Consider the following 22,918-nt stretch of genomic DNA (forward strand, 5'->3'; position numbering starts at 1 on the left):
TGGCAGCAGATTCGGCTGCGATCCGTTCGAGTGCATGCGATTCTGGAACGATGGCCAGTGCTGCATGGTCATCCTCGCGCCCTGCATGTTCGCCGCGCTCCCAAAAACAAACGCCGCCGCTGCAAGAGCAGCGGCGGCGCGTGATGCCTTCCCTGGCAGTGTCGCGTCGGCTCAGAACTTGCCGCTGAAGGTGACGAAGAACTGGCGCGGCGCGCCGGCCATCAGCGTCTGGTTGTAGCCGTTGGGGTCGGAGACGACGTAGCCGTTGGTGCCGACGGTGGCGAAGTAGCGCTTGTCGAACAGGTTGGTGACGTTCGCGCTCAGGCCCAGGTTCTGGAACATGCCGACCTGGCCGAAGTCGTAGCCGGCGCTCAGGTCGAAACGCCAGTAGCTGGGCACCGACGAATCGTTGAGGTAGCTGATGTAGCGGCGGCCGGTGTACTTGCCGTCCAGCGAGGCGTGCCAGCCGGCGTTCTCGTAGGCCAGGCTGCTGGAGAACATCCACTCGGGGATGCCGACCACGCGCTTGCCGGAGGTGGCCACCACGCCGCCGTTGAGGTAGTCGTCCTGGTAGGTCGAGTCGTCGTAGGACAGCGAGTTCAGCCAGCGCAGCTGTTCGATCGGGCGCCAGATCACCGCCAGGTCGGCACCCTGGCTACGCACCGAACCGACGTTGTTGAGCGTGGCCGAGCAGGTCTGGATCGCGCTGCACGGCGAGGTCACCAGCAGGCGGTCGTCGAAGGTGGTGTGGTACAGCGCCAGCGACGCTTCCACGCCGGCGCCGCGCACGCGGTAGCCCAGCTCGTAGGTCTGCGCGGTCTCCGGCTCCAGCGAGCCCTTGATCGCGTTGAAGGCGGCCTGCGATTCCTGGAACGGGGTGAAGCCGAAGCCGGCCATGTTCTTGTTGTAGGAGGCGTAGACCTCCTGGTGCTCGTCGATCTTGAAGTTCGCGCCCACCTGCGGCAGCAGGTCCGAGTCGGCCTTGATCTCGCCGGCGGCATTGGACGCGGACGGCACCTGCGACTGCGCGGTGGTGTCGACGATCAGCTTCTTGGCGCCGAAGTTCAGGGTCAGGCGCTCGTCCAGCAGGTGCAGCGTGTCCTGCGCGTACACCATGGTGGTGTCGGTGTCGTAGTGCTGGGCGAAGCCGCGCGCGAACAGGGTGCCGTTCTTGTTGAAGTAGTACAGATCGGTGAACGGACCGTCGAGCAGGAAGTAGTTGCGCTCCTGCACGGTCTTGGCGTTCTGGTACCAGCCGCCGATCTCGATCTCGTTGCCGGCCACGGTGAAGTTCAGCGAGCCGGTGACGCCATGGCGGTTGAGGCGGTAGTCGGTGGTGCGCATCGACAGCGGCACGCTGGCCGAGGACGCGACGTACGGCGTGGTCCACTGACCTTCGCCGTTGTTGTCGTGGTAATAGCCGGTCAGGTTCAGCGTGGCGCTGCCGCCGAGGTTGAACGTGCCGCTGAGCGCGGCCAGGTTGTCGCGGCGCAGGCCGGCACCGGAGTAGTAGGACGCATCGGCCTTGCTGTAATCGGCGGGCAGGCCATTGAGGCTGGCCGGGTAGCTGCCGTTGCCGTTGAGCGCGTTGGCGATCTGCACCGCGCTGTTCCAGTCCGGCATCAGGTAGTCCCAGTCCCAGCCGAGGACCCGCTGCGAGGTCAGCGACAGGTCCATGATGTCGTATTCCTTGCGGTGCGAGCTGTCCAGGTACAGGCTGACCCGGTTGCCGTCGCCCCACTGGTACAGCGCCTTGGCGTTGGCCTGGTTGTACTCGTTGTTGCCGTAGCCCTTCCACTTGTCCATTTCGCCGTGCACCAGCGAGGTGTACAGCGAGAAGCCGTGGATGTCGCCGGTGTCGCCACGCAGGTAGGTGCGGCGGGTGCTGTCGGAGCCGAGGGTCTGGCTGAAGCGGAAGCCGGCGTCGGCATCCGGATCGGCGGAGTAGTAGCGCACGGTGCCGCCGAGGTTGCTGCTCGAGGGCGTGCCCAGCCCGCCGGCGCCCTGCGCCAGTTCCACCGAGGCCACGTTCTCGGAAATGATCGCGCGGGTCACCTGCAGGCCGTCGCTGACGCTGTAGCTCATGTTGCCCAGCGGCACGCCGTCCAGGGTGAAGCCGAGCCGGCTCTGGTCGAAGCCGTGCAGGCTGATCGCGGTGGACCATTCGTAGGCGCCGAACGGGTCGGCCGACTGGAACTGCACGCCGGGCAGCTTGTCCAGCACCTTCAGCGCGCTGGTGCCCGGGGTGGCGATTCCGATGTCCTCACGGGTGATGCGCTGCACCTGGCGGGTGGTGCCGCTGGACACGACGGTGATCGCGTCGAGCATCGTGGCATCGTTGCCGCTCGCACTGGCCGCCGCATCGGCGGTGGCGGTGGCGGCGGCCGGGGCGGTCTCGGCCAGCGCGGCGAAGGCCGGCAGGGCGGACGCGACGGCGAGCACCAGCGCGTGCGGGCGCAAGGATCTGGAAGTGGGGGTCATCGAAAGTCACCAATCATGAGGGAGAGACGTTCCGGACCTGCCGCGCGGGGCGCGGGCAGCCGGCACCGGGCCGGTACGCGGCCCGCCCGCCACGATGCAACGGTTTTGTGAAGGTTTCGGGGCGGTTCGGTGTCGGCTGTAGGACAGCGCGCGGACCGCGGGTGATGGCGATCACCGCGTGTCCCGGCCTTGCCGTGCGGTGGGTACTTGCGACGACGTGCGGCATCGCGGCGCCGGTGGCGCGACGTATGATGCCGGGCCTGCCACCGCCGCCGCCTTCGATGAAGCTCGCCATCCTGTCCCGCAACACCAAGCTGTACTCGACCCGGCGCCTGGTCGAGGCCGGCCGCGAACGCGGGCACACGGTGCGGGTGCTGGACCCGCTGCGCTGCTACATGCGCATCGCCGCCGGCGCCTTCACCATGCATTACAAGGGCAAGCCGATCACCGGCTACGACGCGGTGATCCCGCGCATCGGCAATTCGGTGACCCGCTACGGCACCGCGGTGCTGCGGCAGCTGGAGATGATGGGGGTGTGCACGCCCAACCCGTCCGACGCGATCCTGCGCGCGCGCGACAAGCTGCGCGCGCACCAACTGCTGGCGGCCAAGGGCATCGACATGCCGATGACCGTGTTCGGCGACAACCCGGACGACACCGGCGACCTGCTGTCCATGCTCGGCCCGCCGCCGCATGTGGTGAAGTTGAACGAGGGCACCCAGGGCACCGGGGTGATCCTGACCGAGAAGGCCAGCGCCTCGCGCGGCGTGGTCGAGGCGTTGCGCGGGCTGTATGCGAATTTCCTGGTGCAGGAGTTCATCGGCGAGGCCGAGGGCGCCGACCTGCGCTGCTTCGTGGTCGGCAACCAGGTGGTGGCTGCGATGCGCCGCACCGCGCCGGAGGGCGACTTCCGCTCCAACCTGCATCTGGGCGGCACCGCCGAGCGCACCGCGGCCAGCCGCGGCGAGCAGGAGGTAGCGGTGCGCTCGGCCAAGGCGCTGGGCCTGGGCGTGGCCGGCGTGGACCTGATCCGCTCGCGGCGCGGCCCGCTGGTGCTGGAGGTCAACTCCACGCCGGGCCTGGAGGGCATCGAGACGGTGTGCGGGCTGGATATCGCCGGCAAAGTCATCGAGCACCTGGAAGCCTGCCTGAAGCGAAAGAAATCAGTGGCTTAGTCGCGACTTTGGCCGCCTGTTCTGGCTTAACGCCGGTTTAATTCGGCGCTGCGTATGCTTCATCGGACCGCAGCTCTGCCCTCCTCAGCAGGAACGGTCATCGGGATAGAACTTTCGGCCCAGGCAGCCCTGCTGCCTGGGTCTTTTTGTTGGGTGATCCCCCCGTTCTCCCCCTCGCGGCCGCTGCTTGCGGCGGTGTTTGAGCGGGGGCTACATTGCCGAGGTGCGTCCAATCTGCGAGGGGAAGGGGATGAAACGGTCGATGGCGTTGGTGCTGGGCATGTTCCTGGCGTGCGCGGCGGTGGCTGCGCCCAAAGGTGAGGCGCCCATGAACGTGAAGAAAGCGTTCGCGCAGCAACTCAGTACAATTCGGCAGCAGTTGAACGACGGCAAGACCTATTCCGAAATCAATGCTGACGATCGCAGCAAGGTCGAAGCGGCATTGGCGCGGATGGCTGCGATACTCGATGCCCACCCGGACGTGGAGACCTTGAAAGAGGAGCAGAAGGTTGCGTTGTTCAACGATCAGGAAACGGTGAATACGTTGTTGACCAAGGCGGCAGCGGACAGCCGGATGGTGTGCAGGCGCGAGGCGGTCACCGGCTCGCTGCGCACCACCACGCAATGCAGGACCGTGGCGGAGCGCCGCCGCGACAACGAGGATGCGCAGGAACTGATGCGGCGCAATCCAACTGGCAAGTACGACTGACGGGGTAAATGTTGGTGCGAATTCTAGTGATCGAAGACAACAGCGACATCGCTGCCAATCTCGGCGACTACCTCGAGGATCGCGGTCATACCGTCGATTTCGCCGCCGATGGCGTCACTGGCCTGCATCTGGCGGTGGTGCACGAGTTCGATGCGATCGTGCTCGATCTCAACCTGCCGGGCATGGACGGGATCGAGGTCTGTCGCAAGCTGCGCAACGAAGCGCGCAAGCAGACCCCGGTGCTGATGCTCACCGCGCGCGATTCGCTGGACAACAAGCTCGCCGGCTTCGATTCCGGCGCCGACGACTATCTGATCAAGCCGTTCGCGCTGCAGGAAGTGGAAGTGCGGCTCAACGCGCTGTCGCGCCGCGGCAAGGGCGTGCATACCCGGGTGCTGGAGACCGGCGACCTGGAATACAACCTGGATACGCTGGAAGTGCGCCGCCAGGGCAAGCTGCTGCAGCTCAACCCCACCGCGCTGAAGATCCTGCAGGCGCTGATGGAAGCCGCCCCCGCGGTGGTGACCCGGCAGGAGCTGGAAACCCGCGTGTGGGGCGAGGAACTGCCCGATTCCGATTCCCTGCGCGTGCACATCCACGGCCTGCGCGCGGTGGTGGACAAGCCGTTCGACGTGCCGATGATCCAGACCCGCCACGGCATCGGCTACCGCATCGCCGCGCCCGATGCCTGAAGCGCCGGCGTTGCCGCGGGTGGTACGGCGGCGCGGGCGCTACCGCCGCCGCCTCCGCAGCCGCATCATCCTCTCCTTCGTGCTGTTGGGCTTCGGCCTGACCGCGCTGTTCGCGTTCGCCACCAACTGGGCGCGCGCGCGCGTGGAGAACCAGCTGGTCGAGGATGTGATGAACCGCAATCTGGAAGCGTCCTGGCGCAGCTACGTGGCCAGCGGTGGGCGCAACCTGGCGATTCCGGTCCAGCAGATGAAGGGCTTTGTCTATCGCCCCGACAAGCTGGATGGCCTGCGTCGCGATTTCCCGGAGTGGGAGCGTCTGAGCGACGGCATCCACATGATGTCGGGCACCGACGCGGACGGCAAAGCGTTCGCCTACAAGGTCGGCGTGCGCAAGACCCCGGACGCCTGGTTCTTCATGGCCTACGATCTGACCCAGACCATGCAGGGCGAGGTGCAGCTCAAGCGCACCCTGATCCTGTCGGTGCTGGTGTTCAGCGCATTGTCGCTGGTGATCGGCTGGTGGTCGGCGTCGCGGGTGATGCGGCCGGTGTCGGACCTGGCCGCGCGCTTGCGCGCCTATCGCGGCAGCAGCGATCCCAAACCGCTGGCGCCGCACTTTCCCGACGATGAGGTCGGCCAGCTGGCCGAGGCGCTGGACGACTATTCGGCGCGCCTGACCGAGGTGGTGCAACGCGACCGCGAGTTCAACGCCGACGTCAGCCACGAGTTGCGCACGCCGCTGGCGGTGATCCGTGGCGCCACCGAACTGCTGCTGACCCGTCCCAACCTCGACGAGAAGGTGCTGCAGCGCCTGCAACGCATCCAGCGCGCCGAACAGCAATGCAGCGACCTGATCGGGTCGCTGCTGTTGCTGTCGCGCAACGAGCGCGGGCAGGGGCACAGCAACGTCGCCAAGGTCGCCGAGCAACTGATCGACTCGCATCGCGCGCAGCTGGGCGGCAAGCCGTTGCAACTGCTGCTGGAGGGCGAGCGCAACCTGACCATCGACGCGCCGGAATCGGCGTTGTCGGTGGCGCTGGGCAATCTGATCGGCAATGCGGTCAAGTACACACAGGAAGGCCAGGTCGTGGTGCGCGTCCTGAGCGATGCGGTGCAGGTGATCGACTCCGGCCCCGGCCTGAGCGAGGAGGACGCGGCCAAGCTGTTCCAGCGCGGCTATCGCGGCACCCATGCCGGGCATTCGCAGGGCGGCGGCATCGGCCTGTCGATCGTCAGTCGCCTGTGCGACCTGTACGGCTGGCAGGTCAACGTGCGCCCGGGCGCCACCAAGGGCGTGGTGGCGACGCTGTGGTTCAAACCGGCGTGAGCCGACGCCTCCTCAGGATGACCGTAGGAGTCAACTGTCATGCCCCAGCGATAACCGGAGGAGCGTACGGTGCCTGATCGCGCGCGATGGCATTGAGCCAGCGCAGGAACTTGTGCATGCAGGCGACGATGGCGACCTTGGCCGGCTTGCCGGCCGCGCGCAAGCGCGCGTAGGTGTTGGCCAAGGGGGATTTGGCGCGGATGCTGGCCCAGGTGGCCATGTACAGCACGCCTCGCACGTCGGCACGGCCGCCTTTGATGCGACGTTGGCCTTTCCAGCAGCCGCTGTCGTGATTGAACGGGGCCAGCCCGACCAGGGCGGCGAGCTTGCGTGGCGGCAGCGTGCCCAGCTCTGGCAACCGCGCGGCCAGCACTGCGCGCAGGATCGTGCCGAGCCCAGGTACCTTGGGCAAGCTCGAGCAGGTCTTGCCCTGCTGCTCGATCTCCTGCGTCAATGTCTGGATCTGCTGGTTCAGCAGGGCGATCACCTCTCGGCAGCGGTGTTGCACCTTGGCGCTGGTGATGTGTTCCAGGCGCCGCCGATGGGCATCGCGCTGGCCCACCAGGGTGGCACGCAGGTCCAACAGTTCGCGAAGAGACTGCTGGTGCTCGGGCACCACGGTCGTGGGCGTGGTCGGGATGTGCTGGGCGGCGATGGCCAGCAGGCGCGCGTCCAGGGCGTCGGTCTTGGCCTGCAGGCCCAAGGCTTGGGCTAGCTTGCGCGGACGATCGGCGGCCATCCGTACTGCCGGCAGGGCCGCCTCTCGGAGCACCCGCAGCACGGCATGTTCGTAGCCGCCACTGGCTTCCAGCAAGATCCGCTCGCAGCCCAGCTCCACCAGGCGTTGGGCCAGCACACGCTGCCCCTGTGGCGTATTGGGTTGGGTCCAGGCCTGCTCGTCCGGCAGGACATGAATGACCAGTTCGGCCTTGGATACATCGATCCCGACATAGCGCCGCATAGACGTTCTCCGCAGTAGACTCAGGAACGAGAGCACTCCTGCCGATGCCCATGCTTGTGGAGTTCGAGCTCGCGACTCGGGCAACTGTTCGGGCTGATGAGGCAGGAGATACGGGGTGCGGCGGCGCTGACTCCTACTCGTGCTTGCTGGCACTGCGGCTAAACGGCCTGCCGCACTCCGCTCTCACCTATAACGATAGACCCTCATTTGACACAAGCGGCTTCAGCCGCGACCACAGGCCAGTGACGGGTCGCGGCTGAAGCCTCTCCTACCTAGAAGACTTCGCTGCGGCCAAGGCGCGATACCGCCGGTCCAGGGTCTCCACCGCGTCCTGCAGCGCCGCTGCAGCACCATCGTTGAGCACCACGTCGTCGGCGATGGCCAGGCGCGCCGCACGGGTGGCCTGCGCTGCCAGCATGCGCTGCGCCAGGTCGGTGGTGATGCCGTCGCGTTGCATCAGGCGGGCGTGTTGCAGCGCCTCGGGGGCGTCGATCACCAGGATCTGGTCGAGCCAGGGATAGGCGGCGCGTGCGCCGACCTCGGTCAACAGCGGAATGGCCGCGATCGCATACGGTCCTGCGGCCGCGCGGCACTGTGCCTGCAGCAACTGGCGAATGGCCGGATGGGTGATCGCTTCCAGGTCGCGGCGTGCCGCCGCGTCCTCGAAGATCCGCTGGCGCAGGCCGGCGCGGTCGAGTTGTCCATCGGCTTGCAGGATCTGCGGCCCGAACCGCGCCACGATCTGCGCCAACGCCGGGTGGCCGGGCGCGACCACCGCGCGTGCCGCGAGGTCGGCATCGGCGACGACGATGCCGATGGCCTCGAAGCGGCGGCTCAGTTCGCTCTTGCCGGAGGCTACGCCTCCGGTCAGGCCGACGACGAAATCGGTCAAGCCCTTGGCTCCTTCAGCGCAGTCCCGACCAGCGCATGTAGGTTTCGACGATCTCCGTGCCCCAGAAGAAGGTGATCCAGCCAGCGATGGCCAGATAGGGACCGAACGGAATCGGCGTGGCGCGGTCGCGGCCCTTGGCCGCCAGCCACAGCGATCCCAGGATCGCACCGACCAGCGAGGAGATGAGGATGGTCGGCAGGATCCCCTTCAGGCCGCACCAGGCGCCGATCGCGGCCAGCAGCTTGAAATCGCCATGGCCCATGCCTTCCTTGCCGGTGATCTGCTTGAACAGCCACCACACCGACCATAGCGAGAAATAGCCGACCGCAGCGCCGAGCAGGGCGGGCTTGGCCGGCATGTACAGGTTGTCCATGCTGCCGATCAGGCCTAGCCACATCAGCGGCAGGGTCAACTGGTCCGGCAACAGGCGCGTGCGCAGGTCGATGCCCGACAGCGCCACCAGGAAACAGCTGAACACGATCGCGCCGAAGCCCTGCCAGCCGAAGCCGAAGCGCCACACGCTGGCGACCACCAGCAGGCTGGTGAGCAGTTCCACCAGCGGGTACTGCGGCGAGATCGGCGCATGGCAGTAGCGGCACTTGCCGCGCAGCGCCAGCCAGCTGAACAGCGGGATGTTTTCGAACCAGGCCAGCTTGTGCTTGCAGTGCGGGCAGTGCGACGGCTCCACCACGATTCCGGGCGGCGGCGGATCGTAGATGTCTGGCAGCTCCAGGATCTCGCGCGAATCGCGCTTCCACTGCCATTCCATGCGCTTGGGCAGGCGCAGGATCACCACATTGAGGAAGCTGCCTACCAGCAGGCCCAGCCCGGCCGCGGCCGGGTAGCCGAGGCCGGGATGTTGATCGAGAAATGCCATTAATGCTTATCCAACGACGGAGGCCAGCTTGAAGATCGGCAGGTACATGCCGATGACCATGCCGCCGACGATGGTGCCGATGAACACCATGATCAACGGCTCGATCAGGCTGCTCAAGGCGTCGACCGCATTGTTCACTTCCTGCTCGAAGTATTCGGCCACCTTGAACAGCATCGCATCCAGCGCGCCGGCCTCTTCGCCGATCGCGGTCATCTGGATGACCATGTGCGGGAACAGGTTGGTCTGCTTCATCGCCACATTGACAGGGTAGCCGACCGCCACGTCGTCGCGCATGCGCAGTACGGCAGATTCGTAGACGCTATTGCCGGTGGCGCCGGCGACGATGTCCAGCGCCTCCACCAGCGGCACGCCGGCGCGGAAGGTGACCGCCAGGGTGCGCGAGAAACGCGCGACCGAGCTGTTGTGCATGATCTGGCCGATGATCGGCACTTTGAGCACCAGTCGGTCCATCCCATGCTGCATTGCGGGCGAGCGTTTGTAGGCGAAGATGAAGCCGCCGATGCTGCCGATCAGCAAGAGCAACAGCATCCACCAGTACGACACCATGAAACGCGATGCCGCGACGATCATCTGGGTGAAGGCCGGCAGTTCCGCGCCGAAGCCCTTGAACACGTCTTCGAACTGCGGAACGACCCAAACCAGCAGGATCGAGGTAACGATCAGGGCGACCGCCATCACCATGGCCGGGTAGAACAGGGCCTTCTTGATCTTGCCCTTCAGTGCCTCGATGTTCTCCTTATAAGTGGCAACCGTCTCCAGCACCGTCTCGAGCACGCCGGCGCCTTCGCCGGCCTTGACCAGATTGCGGTACAGCTCGTCGAACTGCACCGGATGCTTGCTGACCGCCTCGTAGAGCGAGGAGCCGCCCTCGATGTCGGTGCGGATCTGGTCGACCATCTTCTTCATCCGCGGGTTCTTGTGCCCGCTGGCGATGATTTCCAGCGAACCCACGATCGGGACGCCTGATTTCATCATGGTCGCCATCTGGCGACTGAAGAAGGCAATGTCCTTGGGGCTGATCTTGCTGCCGGCAGCTCCGAACAAAGGCTTGGGCTTGGGCTTGACCACCGACGGCGTGATGCCCTGGCGACGCAGTTCGGCACGCAGCAGGTTGGCGTTCTTGGCGATCTGCTCGCCCTTCATCTTGATGCCGCGCTTGTCGGTGCCCTCCCAGACGAAGGGCACCTGTTGGCTGGTATTGCGCGCGACCGGCTCTTTCTTGACTGCGCTGCGAGTTGCGGACATCAGGTCGTCTCCCCCGTCCGGCCATCCCCGGGCGGACATGCCAGCATGGTATCGGTTTCCTGAGCGTCTGACACCCGCGGGTGCCGCGCAGGTGTGGCTCCCTGCTCATCGACGTGACGTCTGACGTCACTTTTTGCCGCAATAGGGCAGATGGTCCATTCTGTCGCAAATTGCTGATTTATCTGCCGCTTGCCCGGCGCGCTAGGGCATGATGCGCCACGAGGCATGGGGCCGGATGGCGTGAGAAGTTGGCACGCAGTCTGCTTCCCTCACCTCGCACGTGGCACTCCGCCGCGGCGCTCGGGGAGTAGAATCCGCGGGCGAGTGCCTACCACCACCTCACATTCCATCTCTAGGGGTATGTTATGAAGAAGCAGCAGGGCTTTACCCTGATCGAACTGATGATCGTGGTTGCGATCATCGCCATCCTGGCCGCCATCGCGTTGCCGATGTACCAGGACTACGTTGCCAAGTCGCAGGCCACCGCTGGTCTGGCGGAAATCACCCCGGGCAAGACGCAGTTCGAGGTGAAGAAGAACGAAGGCAGTACCCTCAGCACGCCGGCCCAGATCGGTCTGGCTGCAAGCACGACCCGTTGCACCATCACCGTGACCGACACCACGATTGCCTGCACCCTGAAGGGCAATGCTGCGAAGATCGCAAACAAGAACGTCACCCTGACCCGTACCGCCAGCACCGGCACCTGGGCTTGCTCCTCGTCGGTGGATGCCAAGTACAAGCCGACCGGCTGCAGCTGATCCGATTCTGGTGTACAAAAAAGCCCCGGAAACCGGGGCTTTTTTTTTGCGCTGCGGTTCTGGCAGGTGGTGGTGGCCACCTATGAGCGCATCGTGGGGAGAAGATGAAGAGACGTGCATTGAATGGTTTTACCTTGATCGAGTTGATGGTTGTCGTGGCCGTCATCGCGGTCTTGTCTGCCATCGCTTTGCCTATCTATATGGATTATTTGGCAAAAGCGCAGGCGGTTGCTGCTTTGCGCGAAATTGCAATTGGGAAAGCTGCGTATGAGTCGTTGGTAGCAAGGGGCGCTGGAGTTGATGAATATAGTGCCCAGGGGGTGAGTCTTCAGGCGAATAGCGTGCGCTGCAGTGCGGTCGTGGTAACCGCGCCAGCGGAGGGGGTGACGCGTGCGATTGCGTGCAGGATGAATGGTGGGTCTGATATTCAGGATAGGGAGATTCGCTGGGATCGTTCGGCAGAAGGTGGGTGGATGTGTAGTAGTTCGGCTCGGCAGAAATATATTCCGGTGGAATGCAGGGCTGATTGAGTGGGTTCTCTATTTTTGATTCGGGCTACATAATGAAGCGCCTGCACTTCTTGTCCTTGTTGAGCTTGGTGGCCGTCTTGGCATGCGCTTTGTTCCTGCCAGGATTGTCTGGGGGATTCTTGTTCGACGATTACCAGGCGGTTGTCGAAAACAGCTCCATCATGCTCAAGGCCATCAACCCCCATGGATTGTGGGAGGCGGCGCATGCCTATGGAGGTCCAATCGGGCGGCCCGTCGCAACCTTGAGTCTGGCACTCGGGTATTGGATGCATGGGATGGATCCCAGCGCCTACAAAGAAGGGAATCTATTGCTCCACGCCGTCAACATCGTGCTGGTGGGGGTGCTTCTGCGGCGCCTTTTCGCGCTTGCGTGGCCGGCCGAGTCCGATCGAAGTCAAGCTATCGCCAGTATTTTGGTGTCATTGGCCTGGGGGCTGCATCCCCTGCAGGTCTCCTCCGTTCTTTATGTTGTCCAAAGAATGGAGCTGCTGGGGAACTTTTTTCTTCTTCTGTCGCTGATTGCATATGTTTCGGCGCGCACTCGCCAAATGGCCGGAGTTCGCGGTTTCGTTATGCTCTTGCTGTCTTGCGTGTTCCTTTTGTTAGGGGTTCTCTCCAAAGAAAATGCCGCTCAGATGCCGGTCTATGCCTTTGTGATCGAGTTGTCGTTGATGCGGTTTAGTGCGCGGGAGTGCCGTCTGCAGCAAGCAATAAAGGTGGCATACGGTTCGATTTTTTTCATTGGTGCAGTGGCTTTCGTTGGCCTCTTGCTGCCAAGCATTTCCGGGCAGTTCGCTATGCGCGACTTCACTATGTGGGAACGGGTGATGACGCAATTTCGTATTCTTCCCGATTATCTATATTGGATGATCTGGCCTTCTCCCGAGAACCTAACGTTCTATCACGATGATGTTGTCCCCTCGCACGGCTTATTTCAGCCCGTTACGACGTTTATCGGGTTGGTGTTCTTGGGGGGCTTGGTCTTGGTTGGTGTTTTGGCGCGTCGAAAGGCGCCTTTGGTGAGTTTGGGGATAGGATTTTTTTTCGCGTCACACGTCATTACCAGCGCGCCTTTGGCCTTGGAGCTTGCGTTTGAGCATCGAAACTATCTTGCGTTGCTCGGGCCATTGTTGGTGGCGGCAGAGCTGGTTCGGTGGCTGGTTAGCATTCGGAAGCATGCGGTTGCATTCGTTCTTGTTGGTGCGTGCATCGTCGGGCTTGCCTTTGCGACCTTTTTGCGGAGTTCGGTATGGGGAAGCTCGGCACTTTTCGCGAACTCTGCAGTGATCGACAACAAGAATTCCTCGCGGGCATCATATGAGCTGGCCAGCATCTATATGGAGCGCTCTGGCGGTGAAGTCGATTCCATTAACTACACCTTGGCCATGGCAGAGTTGGCAAGGGCATCTGCACTGCCTCGGTCTTCGCCATTGCCCGAGCAGGCCATGATCCTGATCAACGCAAAGGCCGGTAGGCCAGTCAATCCGGAATGGCAAACCAGGATTGTGCAGAAGTTCGAGACCAGGCCGCTAGGGCCGCAGGAATTCAGTGCGTTCTATGCGTTGCATAGTGAGCGCATGGACGGCACGCCGGTACCAGATCAACTTCTGAGGGCGATCAGCGAAATTTATGTGCGCCGGCAGCCAGGCCTGCTGGATGCTCATTTGTTGTATGCCGATTATGCGGGCCGAATTTTGCGTGATCCCCGCTTGGCGTCGAGAGAATACTGCGCCGCGGTCCAGATAAAAAATGATCTCGCTTATGACGAGCGTCTCGTCGCGTCGCTAGTCGAGCAGGGGCGGGTCGAAGAAGCAAGGCTTCTCGCACCGTGTATCGCTAGGAAAAATGCCCTGGCCAACCGGTAATGGCCGGCGAATGGGAAGGTCGACCTAGCATTTTTTTAGAGCTGGCGAACTAGCCTGCGCTAGAGGTCCGTATGCGCGCCGGATTGCATCAAGTACTGCCAGCGCATGGCGATTTGCGATGGTCCGAGATACTTTCGGTAGTACATTGGTCCTGCGTCCGCCAATGAAGAGCGCAGCGTCACATCGGCGGCCAGCGTTTTCAAGCCTGCGGCAATCTCTTCCGGTATGGGTGACGTGAAAAATGCGGGGATAGGGGGCACAGAATCAGGTAGGCCATGATCTCGCTGTGTGATGATGGCCTTGCCGGCGGCTAGCGCGATGTAGATTTTGAAGGGGAGTACGCGAGCGGACTTTCCGGGGCCGCCAAATACGCCAAGGCAAATATCGGAATCCTCGATCTGTTGCATCAGTTCTTCAGTTGCCAGCCACTCGCGTATCCACCTGACATTTGGGTTTTGGGCCAGATAGGGTTCCGCTTCATGAGCGGCCTGTCCGTCCCCAATCAATATGAACTCCATGTCGTTGCGGTCGCGCAACAGTGCGATCGTCTGCGCGATCTTGGTCGTGCCCTGCAAGGGGACGAACGTACCAAAAAAGATGATCCTGGTAGTACGAGGTGCGTTCCGCGCACTAGTCATGGAAGGGCTGGGCTTGGAGATCTCTTCCATGGCGAGCGGAAGCGTATGGATGCGCCTGCGTTCTACGCCGAACGTCGCTGCGATATGGTCGGCATTCTCGTTGGTGTCGACAATGAGTCCGTTGGCGCATCTCAGGGCGCGTGATTCGAATCGATGCACCAGGTTCGACAGCCACCCTCCTGCTCTTCCGCCCAGTCCGCGATCCTGATAAAGGGTGTCCCATATGGTGATGTAGGCGTCGCATAGGCAAGGCGGCCGTAAGCGCTTCGGGACCCAGGAGAGCATCCATAGCAATAATGCTCCTGGATAGGGAATGTAGACCAGGTCATTGCGCCGCGTGCCCAGCAAGATCTTGATGACCGATGTTATGTTCAGAATCGCGAGTTTGCTTAGGGCGATGGCTGCTTGCCAGAGTGGGAGTCGCGTTAGTTTCCACAGATGAAAGTCTTCCGGGAGCCAATGGCATAAGTCAACGATGTCCATGCCGGCTTCTCTAAGAATACGTAGCGTGTTCCATGCATTGGGATAGCCACTACCACGAAGCGCGACGCCGCCAACAACAAGTCTCCGCCGGGTGTTGCCGGTGCCAGGCGACGCGGCGTCTTCGCTTGGGGCGTAGGAAGATTTCACTGAATACGGTTCTCTTCGCGCATGGAGCGATGTGTGGCTAGCGAAAGCATGAACACAAGCAGGTCTCCCAGTACACTGGCCGCCCTGGTCAGGAGTACAAGCAGTAGGATCTTTTCCTGATTGTGCTGGTTCTCCAGAATCAGCAGCATGACGCCTTCTCGTGCGCCCAGTCCTGCTGGCGCGCCCGGAGCTAGGAAACCAAGCGTCCAGGAAAGCGCGAAGGCTGCGGTCGCCATGGCAAGGTCAACATCCGCTCCCAGGCTCCGAGACAACAGCCATATTCCAGTTCCGACGGCGAGAAAGTTGGCGGCGTAGGCTGACAGGGCGGTCAAGGCAGCGGTTGGCCCTGGGAGGCCTCCCATCCTTCCAAGCATTCTGAGTATCCAGCGATTGCTTCGTTCAAGCGATGCTGCTGGAAGGTCGAGACAGAGCAGGGCTGCGCCTATAAAGGCTGCACACGTCAGAGCGTAGAGAGTCCGGGTGTGGCCATGCGAGTCCAGTGCCTGCATCCCACTTGGCGATATCGCCAGTGCAGCACTGCCTACGCACAGGCTTGCCGCCACCGTAAGAAGTGCTTCTTGGCCGGCGCTCGCAACATAGCCCTTGGTGGTGATGCCTGCCCTTATTGCCAAAGCGGCGCGCGAGGCGTGTTGAAGGACATTGCCGGGAACGTACTTGGCCAGCTGGGTCAAGCCGATGATTCGCATGAGCAGAACTGCTGGATATGACTGGTTCTGTCTTGCCAGCAATTGCTTCCATGCAAAGCCTGTCAGTGGATAGATCATGCAATAGCAGACAGTGGCGACAAGGACGCCAATCACGACCTCTTGATTCGATAGGGCTTGTCCGATTTCCCGGATGTCAAGATTCGCTGTCGCAAACCACAGCACATAGAGCGCCAACGCTACCGCCAGCAGCCTCGATGTCCAGCGCCACAGGGATTTCATCGCTTCCTGGCGGCGACCAAGTAGCCGCTGCCCCAGTCCGTGTTGCGTGCAAGCGACTGCATCGCCATGGCTACGCGCAAACCGAGACGGCCAGGCGTTGATGCAATCAGCCTGGCTACGCGAGAATAATCGCGCCGGTCGATACCGCTGGCATGGGTGGCTGCCAGTTTTGACAGATTGCCGCGCTCATGGATCATTCTTCGATAGCTGAATTCCCCGGCCCATTCGGTCAGGTTTGCGACCGGGAAGCCGTAGCACTCGAAATGCACGCAGTCCAAGTTCTGCGATTCGAGCAGGCGCATGAAACCATCGCGATCGTACCTGCGCCAATGGCCGGCCCATTCATCGCCGGCGCCCCAGCGTTGCGGATGCGCTGGTACAGAGAGGACCATGGTGCCGCCTGGAGCGAGCCAGCGTTTCCATTCTTCCATGGCTGCACCATCGTGCTCGATGTGCTCGAGTACGTCGAAAGCGCATACGACAGCGAATTTTTCGGTCCAGTTTGCGTCGGCGCTTTCTTCTATCGTATGTCGTTCCTGATCGAGTGCCGCAATCTGTCTCGCCATCGCAAGTGCTGACTTGGAATTTTCCAGCCCGGTCGTCTGGAATCCGAGTCGATCGAAGTCGCATAGCAGGGCGCCGGCACCGCACCCCACTTCCAGCAGATTTCCTCGCGGCAGGTTCTTTGCGATCTCAAGGACTCTCGCTCTCCGGAGCAAATAGCGGATGGGCGGAGTCCATCCTGCTTCCGGGGCGAAAATGCCCAGCGATGTCGAATAGCTCATGGCTTCTGCTTTCAGAAAGGCATCAATGATCGCGGCGGTAGGTCAAATTGGTGATTTGTTCTGAGATCAGCCCGATCAGAAAAACGATTACGGCTGCGCTGAACAATAGTGTGCTCATGTTGGTGAAACGGTGCATCGTCGCGAATGTGTAGCCGTAGTAGGCCAGTCCAGTGACGAAGAACGCGATGGACACTGGAACGAATAGTTTCAGGGGCGAGTACAGCGTTGCAATCTTGAAAATGATGAGCAGAAAACGGATGCCGTCTTTCAGTGGTCGGATATGACTTCCCGTGCCGACGCGTTTTGCCACTGGGATTGGAACATACGCAACGGGATAAGCGCTCCGGAAGAAGGCCATGGTGCTGGTGGTGGGGTAGCTGAAGCCGTTGGGGAGCAGGTGCAGGAATTCTCGAAATCTTTCCGCGCGGACGGCGCGAAAGCCCGAGGTGAGATCCTTGACCTGGAAGCCGGTCATGCGGCTTGCTAGCCAGTTGTAGAAGCGGTTGGCGAAGCCGCGGTGAACGCTGGCCTGCCCACTGCGGTCGCGTGCCCCAACGACCATGTCGTAGCCCGCATCGAGCATCGCCAGGAGCTTGGGGATGTCTTGGGGGTCGTGTTGTCCGTCCGCATCCATGAACACCAGGATGTCGCCGTTCGCTGCGCGCGCGCCGCGTTTGATTGCAGCGCCATTGCCCATGGAGTAGGGGCTGCCGAGTACACGCGCCCCATGCTCGCGTGCGATTTGGGCGGTGGCATCGGTGGACCCGTCATCAACGACAATGATCTCCGCCTCCGGCATGCAGTCGCGCAGCTTCGGCAGCGTTCGGGCCAATCCTGCAACCTCGTTCTTGGCCGGCAGGATAATGCTGATTCTGTCCACTGATCGGTCCCTTTTCCCCGCTGGCTATGGTAGTCCTAGTCACCGCGGGATTCATGTCCTCCCGCGATGATGGCAGTGGGTGCATCTTGCCGGATATGCAGTATCTTTGCCGTCAGGCACGGAGAATTCGGACATGAACGCAGCTGTATCGGCCAACCTTGTCGGCATCACCGGTATCGCCCGTCGCCTCGTCCAAGACGGGGTGTTGGAGGAGGCCGCAGCGCGGACCGCGATGGCCCAGGCGGCCGAGGCCAAGGTGCCGCTGCCGCAGTGGTTCTCCGAGAAGAAGCTGGTCACCGCCGCGCAGCTGGCCGCCGCCAATGCGGTCGAGTTCGGCATGCCGTTGATGGATGTCTCGGTTTTCGACGCCAGCCAGAATGCGATGAAGCTGGTCAGCGAGGAGTTGCTGCAGAAGTACCAGGTGCTGCCGCTGTTCAAGCGCGGCACGCGCCTGTTCGTCGGCATCAGCAACCCGACCCAGACGCGGGCGCTGGACGACATCAAGTTCCACACCAACCTGACGGTCGAGGCCATCCTGGTCGATGAGGACCAGATCCGCCGCACCTTGGAACAGTGGCAGGCCAGCAACGATTCGCTCGGCAGTGCCTTGGGCGACGACGAGGGCATGGACAACCTCGATGTCGGCGGCGGCGACGAGGACATGGGTGGGGGGAGCAGCGGCGACACCGGCATCGATGCCAAGGGCGAAGACACCCCGGTCGTCAAGTTCGTGAACAAGGTGCTGGTCGATGCGATCCGCCGTGGCGCCTCCGACATCCATTTCGAGCCCTACGAAGACGACTACCGGGTGCGCCTGCGTATCGACGGCCTGCTCAAGAGCGTGGCCAAGGCGCCGGTCAAGCTCAACCAGCGCATCGCCGCGCGCCTCAAGGTGATGGCGCAGCTGGACATCGCCGAGAAGCGGGTGCCGCAGGACGGCCGCATCAAGCTCAACCTGTCCAAGAACAAGCAGATCGATTTCCGCGTCAGCACGCTGCCGACGCTGTTCGGCGAGAAGATCGTGCTGCGTATCCTCGACGGCAGCGCAGCCAAGCTGGGCATCGACAAGCTCGGCTACGAGCCCGAGCAGCAGAAACTGTTCCTGGATGCGATCCACAAGCCGTACGGCATGGTCCTGGTCACCGGCCCCACCGGCTCGGGCAAGACGGTGTCGCTGTACACCGCGCTGGGCATCCTCAACGACGACACCCGCAACATCTCCACCGCCGAGGATCCGGTCGAAATCCGCCTGCCCGGGGTCAACCAGGTCCAGCAGAACAACAAGCGCGGCATGACCTTCGCCGCGGCGCTGCGCTCATTCCTGCGCCAGGATCCGGACATCATCATGGTCGGCGAAATTCGCGACCTGGAGACCGCCGAGATCGCGATCAAGGCGGCGCAGACCGGCCACATGGTGCTGTCCACCCTGCACACCAACGACGCGCCGCAGACCATCGCGCGCCTGATGAACATGGGCATCGCGCCCTACAACATCACCAGTTCGGTGACCCTGGTCATCGCCCAGCGCCTGGCGCGACGCCTATGCAACAACTGCAAGCGCCCGGTCCAGTTGCCGGAGAAGGCCTTGCTGGCCGAGGGCTTCACCGAGGCGGAGATCGCCGCCGGCATCCAGCTGTACGAGGCGGTCGGCTGCGACGAGTGCACCGAGGGCTACAAGGGCCGGACCGGCATCTACCAGGTCATGCCGATGAACGACGAGATCGCGGCGATCGTGCTGCAGGGCGGCAACGCGATGGACATCGCCAGCGCCGCGCAGAAGATCGGCGTCCGCGACCTGCGCCAGTCGGCCCTGCTCAAGGCCCGCAACGGCATCACCAGTTTGGCCGAGATCAATCGGGTGACGAAGGATTGAAGAGCTGGGAGCGGGGAATCGGGATTGGGGAATGGGAAAAGCGGCGTTTCCCATCCCTGTCGCTCTGCTCTTAGTAGTCCAAGCCCTGTTCCCACGCTTCTCGACGTGTAGCGCAGGGCGGGACACGCTGGTTGCGGCCCAACGGCACACCACCCGGCCACATCACGCTGTCTGACGAGGGACCGGGAGCAGCCGGGAAAGCGGTTTTCCCGATTCCCCAATCCCGATTCCCCATTCCCGGCCCTTCTACTCCATCCCCAACTTCTTCAGCTTGTAGCGCAGCGCCCGAAAGGTGATGCCCAACTGCGCGGCGGTGCGGGTCTTGTTCCAGCGGTTCTCTTCCAGTGCCTTCTGGATCGCGGCGCGTTCGAGTTGTTCGATGTAGGACGGCAGTGCGGAGGAGCTGGGGTCGATGTCGACCACGCCGCGCGGCAGCGCCGGGGCGGCCTCGGCGGCGCTGCGGGCGTGGTTGCCGGGTTGCGGCAGACGCAGGTCGGCGGCGCTGATCTGGTCGTCCTCGGCCATCGCCAGGGCGCGCTCGAGGATGTTCTCCAGTTCGCGCACGTTGCCGGGGAAGGCGTAGCTGCTCAGGGCGTCCAGCGCCGAGGGCGACAGCAGCGGGGTGGGGCGGCCGTGGCTCTTGGCCAGCCGCGCCAGGATCGCCGCGGCCAGTTGCGGCAGGTCGCCGCCGCGCTCGCGCAGCGGCGGCACGCGCAGTTCGATGACGTTGATCCGGTAGTACAGGTCGTGGCGGAAGCGGCCCTCGGCGACCAGGTCGGCCAGGTCCTTGTGCGTGGCCGAGAGGATGCGCACGTCCACCGGCACTTCGGTGGCGGCGCCGACCGGGCGCACCGATTTCTCCTGGATGGCACGCAGCAGCTTGACCTGCATCGGCAGCGGCAGTTCGGCGACCTCGTCAAGGAACAGGGTGCCGCCGTGCGCGGCCTGGAACAGGCCGGCCTGGTCGGCATGGGCGCCGGTGAAGCTGCCCTTCTTGTGGCCGAAGAACTCGCTTTCCATCAGTTCCGCGGGGATGGCGCCGCAGTTCACCGGCACGAAGGGCCCGGCGGCGCGGGCGCCCTGTTCGTGGATCGTACGCGCGACCAGTTCCTTGCCCACGCCGGATTCGCCGAGGATGTAGACCGGTGCCTGGTTGCGGGCGACCTTGGCGATGGTGCTACGCAGCGCGTCCATCGCCGCCGAGGCGCCAAGCAGGCGGCTGGCCTGTTCCGGGGCCGGCTGCGGCGGCGCGGCGCGGCTTTCGTTGTTGAGTTCCAGCGCATGCTTGACCAGGCCACGCAGCACCTGGATGTCCACCGGCTTGCTGACGAAGTCGAAGGCGCCGGCCTTCAGCGCCTCCACCGCCAGGTCCATGCTGCCGAAGGCGGTGATCATCGCCACCGGCGTGCGCGGGTAGTGTCGTGCGATCTCGCTGACCAGCTCGATGCCGTTGCCGTCGGGCAGGCGCATGTCGGTGATGCACAGGTCGTAGGGGTTGCTCGCCAGCAGTTCGCGCGCTTCGGCGAGGTTGGCGGCGGTGCTGATGCGCAGGCCCATCCGGCCCAGGGTCAGGACCAGCAACTCGCGGATGTCGCGCTCGTCGTCGACGACCAGGGCGCTTCGGGTTTCGTTCATGCGCAGGAAAGATAGCCTAGGAACCGGGACATGCGCCAATTTACCGGCGGCGGCCGCGCGTTGGCGGAGCGATTCTCACCTGTCAGCCGCTGAGCATGGTGTGCGGCCCGGGCAGGGCGACGCGGAAGCAGGCGCCGCCGGCCGGCACCGGCACGTACTCCAGCCGCGCCTGGTTGGCCCGGCACAGCTCGCGGGCGATGTACAGGCCCAGCCCGGTGCCGTGCTCGGAGGTGGTGAAGAACGGTCGGAACAGCTGCGCCGCCACCGCCTCGGGGATGCCGGGGCCGCGGTCCATCACGTCGACGATGGCGTTGCGCTCCTGCAGCGCCACGCGCAGGCGTACCCGCGCCGGTTCCTCCATCACCCGCCCGTACTTGAGCGCGTTGTGCACCAGCGCGCTGAGGATCTGGTGCAGGTGCTTGGGATCGACCAGCGCGTGCACCGGCTGCGGGGCGAGGATCGCCTCGAGGCTGTCGGTCTCGATCGACAGGGTCTGCCGGTACTCCTGGACGAAACGGCGCACGAACGCGCCCAGGTCCAGGTTCTCCGGATTGGAGCGCTCGCGTCGGGCCAGGCCGAGCACGCTCTCGACGATGCCGTTGGTGCGCTGGCACTGCTGGTGGATGATCTGCAGCAGGCGGCGGTCGGCATCGCCGATCGCCGGCGATTCCTCCAGCAGTTGCGAGGCGTAGTTGATCGCGGCCAGCGGGTTGCGGATCTCGTGGGCCAGGCTGGCCGAGAAGCGGCCCAGCGCCGACAGGGTCAGCGATTCGGCGCGCCGCGACACCACCGTGGCGTCGTCGAGGAACACCAGCGTGAGGTCGCCCTCGGCCAGCAGCCGGGCGAAGCGCGGTTGCACCTCCGGCTGGTCCGGCGACAGCTGCAGCGGGCTTTCGTCCTGGTTCCAGCCGTTGCGCCAGCGCTGCAGGCGCCGGGCCAGCTCCGGCGCGGCGCTGAGCAGGTCGAGCCGGCCGCTGCCGCTGTTGCCGTCGGTGTCGCCGAGCAGGGCCGAAGCGGCTTCGTTGGCCAGGGTCACCCGGTTCTGCGCGTCCACCACCAGCACCCCGGTGCGCATGCGGCGGATGATCAGTTCGTTGATTTCGTAGAGATTGGCGACCTCGGCGCCGCGGCGTTCGGCCAGGTGCTGGCTGGCGCGCGCGCGCTGGCCGAGGCCATTGCAGATGTAGGCCACTGCCAGATAGCTGGTGGCGAACATCGCCAGTTCGGCCAGGCTGCGGGTGTTGTCGGCGCCGTCCAGCACGCTCCAGACGTATTCGGCCAGCGTCGCCGCCGAGGCGATCAGGGCGATGGCGAGGCCGCTGCGCAGGCGCAGCAGCATCGCCGCGGCGGCGACGTTGAACAGCAGCATCATCGCGATGCCGGCGCTGGCGGCGGGCAGGGCGTGCGCGGCCAGGGTGGCGGCGACGATGTCGGCGACGGCGCTGAAACCGACGATCGGCGCCAGATGCGCCTCGTTGCGCCCCCACACCAGCAGCGCCAGCGCCACCGCCAGGTAGGCAGTGGACAGGGTGTTGGCCAGTTGCGGGTAGCGCGGCTCGCCGACCAGCACGCCGAGCGGGCTGAACACCAGGGCCGCGATCAGCCCGGCCACCAGCACCCGGTACAGCGCGAAGAAGTACAGCTCGCGGCGCGGAATGGACTCGATGCGGTCGATGAGCGAGGCGCTGGTGGGCAAGCCGGACTCCGGGCGGGCAGCGGACGGCGCGAGTATAGGGGCGGTGCCGTGTACGTGGATGGCCGCCGGGTCGGCTGCGACCTGCCTGGGCCGTCGTCGCCCACGACGGGGAAACCGCGATTGTCGCCGCTGGCGGTCCGGCGCCCGGACAGGGCAAGGGGAAGCAAGAGCGAGCGCGGCAGGGCGCGTGCGGTCTGCTGCCGGCTCCACCCGGTGGCGCCACCGCGGACCTCCCCGGAGGCCGCAGCCGGGCCGGACCGTCGGCGCTTTTGCGCCGCCGCCCCGCGTCAGCGACAATAGG

At 64.0% G+C, this 22,918-nt stretch carries 19 protein-coding genes; 8 read left to right on the plus strand and 11 right to left on the minus strand.

Annotation, left to right across the window (positions count from 1 at the left end; translation table 11 throughout):
- Positions 1-171: 171 nt before the first annotated feature.
- Entirely contained in the window at positions 172-2,481 is a 2,310-nt protein-coding gene (locus NKJ47_RS06435; RefSeq protein WP_254460674.1) for a TonB-dependent receptor family protein, read from the minus strand.
- A gap of 281 nt (positions 2,482-2,762) precedes the next feature.
- Here NKJ47_RS06435 and rimK point away from each other — a divergent pair, with 281 nt between their 5' ends.
- The 4 genes from rimK to NKJ47_RS06455 all read left to right on the plus strand — a co-directional run bounded on the left by rimK (position 2,763) and on the right by NKJ47_RS06455 (position 6,384).
- Positions 2,763-3,656 (plus strand): 30S ribosomal protein S6--L-glutamate ligase, encoded by an 894-nt coding sequence (gene rimK / locus NKJ47_RS06440; RefSeq protein WP_254460675.1) that lies wholly within the window; start codon positions 2,763-2,765, stop codon positions 3,654-3,656.
- 262 nt (positions 3,657-3,918) lie between these two features.
- Positions 3,919-4,365 carry a hypothetical protein gene (locus NKJ47_RS06445; RefSeq protein ID WP_254460676.1) on the plus strand — a complete coding sequence of 149 codons (447 nt, stop codon included), beginning with the start codon at positions 3,919-3,921 and terminating at the stop codon, positions 4,363-4,365.
- Between the two features lie 14 nt (positions 4,366-4,379).
- Positions 4,380-5,057 carry a response regulator transcription factor gene (locus tag NKJ47_RS06450; protein WP_010340533.1) on the plus strand — a complete coding sequence of 226 codons (678 nt, stop codon included), beginning with the start codon at positions 4,380-4,382 and terminating at the stop codon, positions 5,055-5,057.
- Positions 5,050-6,384, plus strand: coding sequence for a sensor histidine kinase (locus NKJ47_RS06455; protein WP_254460677.1), 1,335 nt, complete (start codon positions 5,050-5,052; stop codon positions 6,382-6,384). Before NKJ47_RS06450 ends, NKJ47_RS06455 begins: the two co-directional genes overlap by 8 nt.
- Before the next feature lie 37 nt (positions 6,385-6,421).
- On the opposite strand, the gene NKJ47_RS06460 is transcribed toward NKJ47_RS06455, so the two are convergent.
- The 4 genes from NKJ47_RS06460 to NKJ47_RS06475 all read right to left on the minus strand — a co-directional run bounded on the left by NKJ47_RS06460 (position 6,422) and on the right by NKJ47_RS06475 (position 10,380).
- Positions 6,422-7,345 carry an IS110 family transposase gene (locus NKJ47_RS06460; protein ID WP_254460678.1) on the minus strand — a complete coding sequence of 308 codons (924 nt, stop codon included), beginning with the start codon at positions 7,343-7,345 and terminating at the stop codon, positions 6,422-6,424.
- Positions 7,346-7,613: 268 nt separating this feature from the next.
- Positions 7,614-8,237 carry a dephospho-CoA kinase gene (gene coaE / locus NKJ47_RS06465; RefSeq protein WP_254460679.1) on the minus strand — a complete coding sequence of 208 codons (624 nt, stop codon included), beginning with the start codon at positions 8,235-8,237 and terminating at the stop codon, positions 7,614-7,616.
- 13 nt (positions 8,238-8,250) lie between these two features.
- The gene (locus tag NKJ47_RS06470; RefSeq protein WP_254460680.1) at positions 8,251-9,114 is read right to left on the minus strand and encodes a prepilin peptidase; all 864 of its coding nucleotides are present in this window, start codon (positions 9,112-9,114) and stop codon (positions 8,251-8,253) included.
- Between the two features lie 6 nt (positions 9,115-9,120).
- Positions 9,121-10,380: a type II secretion system F family protein gene (locus NKJ47_RS06475; RefSeq protein WP_254460681.1), complete on the minus strand. Its 1,260-nt coding sequence runs from the start codon at positions 10,378-10,380 to the stop codon at positions 9,121-9,123.
- Between the two features lie 365 nt (positions 10,381-10,745).
- Between NKJ47_RS06475 and NKJ47_RS06480 the strand changes: the two genes are divergently transcribed.
- The 3 genes from NKJ47_RS06480 to NKJ47_RS06495 all read left to right on the plus strand — a co-directional run bounded on the left by NKJ47_RS06480 (position 10,746) and on the right by NKJ47_RS06495 (position 13,533).
- Positions 10,746-11,138: a pilin gene (locus tag NKJ47_RS06480; protein WP_254460682.1), complete on the plus strand. Its 393-nt coding sequence runs from the start codon at positions 10,746-10,748 to the stop codon at positions 11,136-11,138.
- Between the two features lie 104 nt (positions 11,139-11,242).
- Positions 11,243-11,668 carry a pilin gene (locus NKJ47_RS06490; protein ID WP_302329810.1) on the plus strand — a complete coding sequence of 142 codons (426 nt, stop codon included), beginning with the start codon at positions 11,243-11,245 and terminating at the stop codon, positions 11,666-11,668.
- A gap of 32 nt (positions 11,669-11,700) precedes the next feature.
- On the plus strand, positions 11,701-13,533 hold the full coding sequence (locus NKJ47_RS06495; protein WP_254460683.1) for a hypothetical protein: 1,833 nt from the start codon (positions 11,701-11,703) through the stop codon (positions 13,531-13,533).
- Between the two features lie 59 nt (positions 13,534-13,592).
- Here NKJ47_RS06495 and NKJ47_RS06500 read toward each other — a convergent pair whose 3' ends face one another.
- The 4 genes from NKJ47_RS06500 to NKJ47_RS06515 are packed head-to-tail and all read right to left on the minus strand — an operon-like array spanning position 13,593 to position 17,413.
- Positions 13,593-14,801, minus strand: a complete 1,209-nt coding sequence (locus NKJ47_RS06500) for a glycosyltransferase (protein ID WP_254460684.1) — start codon at positions 14,799-14,801, stop codon at positions 13,593-13,595.
- Complete coding sequence (locus tag NKJ47_RS06505) at positions 14,798-15,748, minus strand: lysylphosphatidylglycerol synthase transmembrane domain-containing protein (protein WP_254460685.1); 951 nt, start codon at positions 15,746-15,748, stop codon at positions 14,798-14,800. The genes NKJ47_RS06500 and NKJ47_RS06505 overlap by 4 nt, the downstream gene beginning before the upstream one ends.
- Positions 15,745-16,533 carry a class I SAM-dependent methyltransferase gene (locus NKJ47_RS06510; RefSeq protein ID WP_254460686.1) on the minus strand — a complete coding sequence of 263 codons (789 nt, stop codon included), beginning with the start codon at positions 16,531-16,533 and terminating at the stop codon, positions 15,745-15,747. Before NKJ47_RS06510 ends, NKJ47_RS06505 begins: the two co-directional genes overlap by 4 nt.
- Before the next feature lie 22 nt (positions 16,534-16,555).
- Complete coding sequence (locus tag NKJ47_RS06515; RefSeq protein ID WP_254460687.1) at positions 16,556-17,413, minus strand: glycosyltransferase family 2 protein; 858 nt, start codon at positions 17,411-17,413, stop codon at positions 16,556-16,558.
- A 133-nt stretch (positions 17,414-17,546) separates the two neighbouring features.
- Here NKJ47_RS06515 and pilB point away from each other — a divergent pair, with 133 nt between their 5' ends.
- A complete protein-coding gene (gene pilB / locus NKJ47_RS06520; protein WP_254460688.1) occupies positions 17,547-19,286 on the plus strand; it encodes a type IV-A pilus assembly ATPase PilB in 1,740 nt (579 codons plus the stop codon).
- 246 nt (positions 19,287-19,532) lie between these two features.
- Here the strand turns inward: pilB and NKJ47_RS06525 are convergent, their stop codons facing one another.
- Both NKJ47_RS06525 and NKJ47_RS06530 read right to left on the minus strand, forming a co-directional pair.
- Positions 19,533-20,921, minus strand: a complete 1,389-nt coding sequence (locus NKJ47_RS06525; protein WP_254460689.1) for a sigma-54-dependent transcriptional regulator — start codon at positions 20,919-20,921, stop codon at positions 19,533-19,535.
- 82 nt (positions 20,922-21,003) lie between these two features.
- On the minus strand, positions 21,004-22,617 hold the full coding sequence (locus tag NKJ47_RS06530; RefSeq protein ID WP_254460690.1) for a sensor histidine kinase: 1,614 nt from the start codon (positions 22,615-22,617) through the stop codon (positions 21,004-21,006).
- Positions 22,618-22,918: the final 301 nt, after the last annotated feature.

Source organism: Xanthomonas sacchari (assembly GCF_024266585.1).
Taxonomy (GTDB): Bacteria; Pseudomonadota; Gammaproteobacteria; order Xanthomonadales; family Xanthomonadaceae; genus Xanthomonas_A; species Xanthomonas_A sacchari_C.

Bases quoted from the DNA above. Each gene is read 5' to 3' on its own strand.
- NKJ47_RS06460 (WP_254460678.1), bottom strand. From the start codon at position 7,345: ATGCGGCGCTATGTCGGGATCGATGTATCCAAGGCCGAACTGGTCATT.
- NKJ47_RS06495 (WP_254460683.1), top strand. From the start codon at position 11,701: ATGAAGCGCCTGCACTTCTTGTCCTTGTTGAGCTTGGTGGCCGTCTTG.
- NKJ47_RS06470 (WP_254460680.1), bottom strand. From the start codon at position 9,114: ATGGCATTTCTCGATCAACATCCCGGCCTCGGCTACCCGGCCGCGGCC.
- NKJ47_RS06490 (WP_302329810.1), top strand. From the start codon at position 11,243: ATGAAGAGACGTGCATTGAATGGTTTTACCTTGATCGAGTTGATGGTT.
- NKJ47_RS06475 (WP_254460681.1), bottom strand. From the start codon at position 10,380: ATGTCCGCAACTCGCAGCGCAGTCAAGAAAGAGCCGGTCGCGCGCAAT.
- NKJ47_RS06445 (WP_254460676.1), top strand. From the start codon at position 3,919: ATGGCGTTGGTGCTGGGCATGTTCCTGGCGTGCGCGGCGGTGGCTGCG.
- pilB (WP_254460688.1), top strand. From the start codon at position 17,547: ATGAACGCAGCTGTATCGGCCAACCTTGTCGGCATCACCGGTATCGCC.
- NKJ47_RS06455 (WP_254460677.1), top strand. From the start codon at position 5,050: ATGCCTGAAGCGCCGGCGTTGCCGCGGGTGGTACGGCGGCGCGGGCGC.
- NKJ47_RS06435 (WP_254460674.1), bottom strand. From the start codon at position 2,481: ATGACCCCCACTTCCAGATCCTTGCGCCCGCACGCGCTGGTGCTCGCC.
- NKJ47_RS06510 (WP_254460686.1), bottom strand. From the start codon at position 16,533: ATGAGCTATTCGACATCGCTGGGCATTTTCGCCCCGGAAGCAGGATGG.
- rimK (WP_254460675.1), top strand. From the start codon at position 2,763: ATGAAGCTCGCCATCCTGTCCCGCAACACCAAGCTGTACTCGACCCGG.
- NKJ47_RS06525 (WP_254460689.1), bottom strand. From the start codon at position 20,921: ATGAACGAAACCCGAAGCGCCCTGGTCGTCGACGACGAGCGCGACATC.
- NKJ47_RS06480 (WP_254460682.1), top strand. From the start codon at position 10,746: ATGAAGAAGCAGCAGGGCTTTACCCTGATCGAACTGATGATCGTGGTT.
- NKJ47_RS06505 (WP_254460685.1), bottom strand. From the start codon at position 15,748: ATGAAATCCCTGTGGCGCTGGACATCGAGGCTGCTGGCGGTAGCGTTG.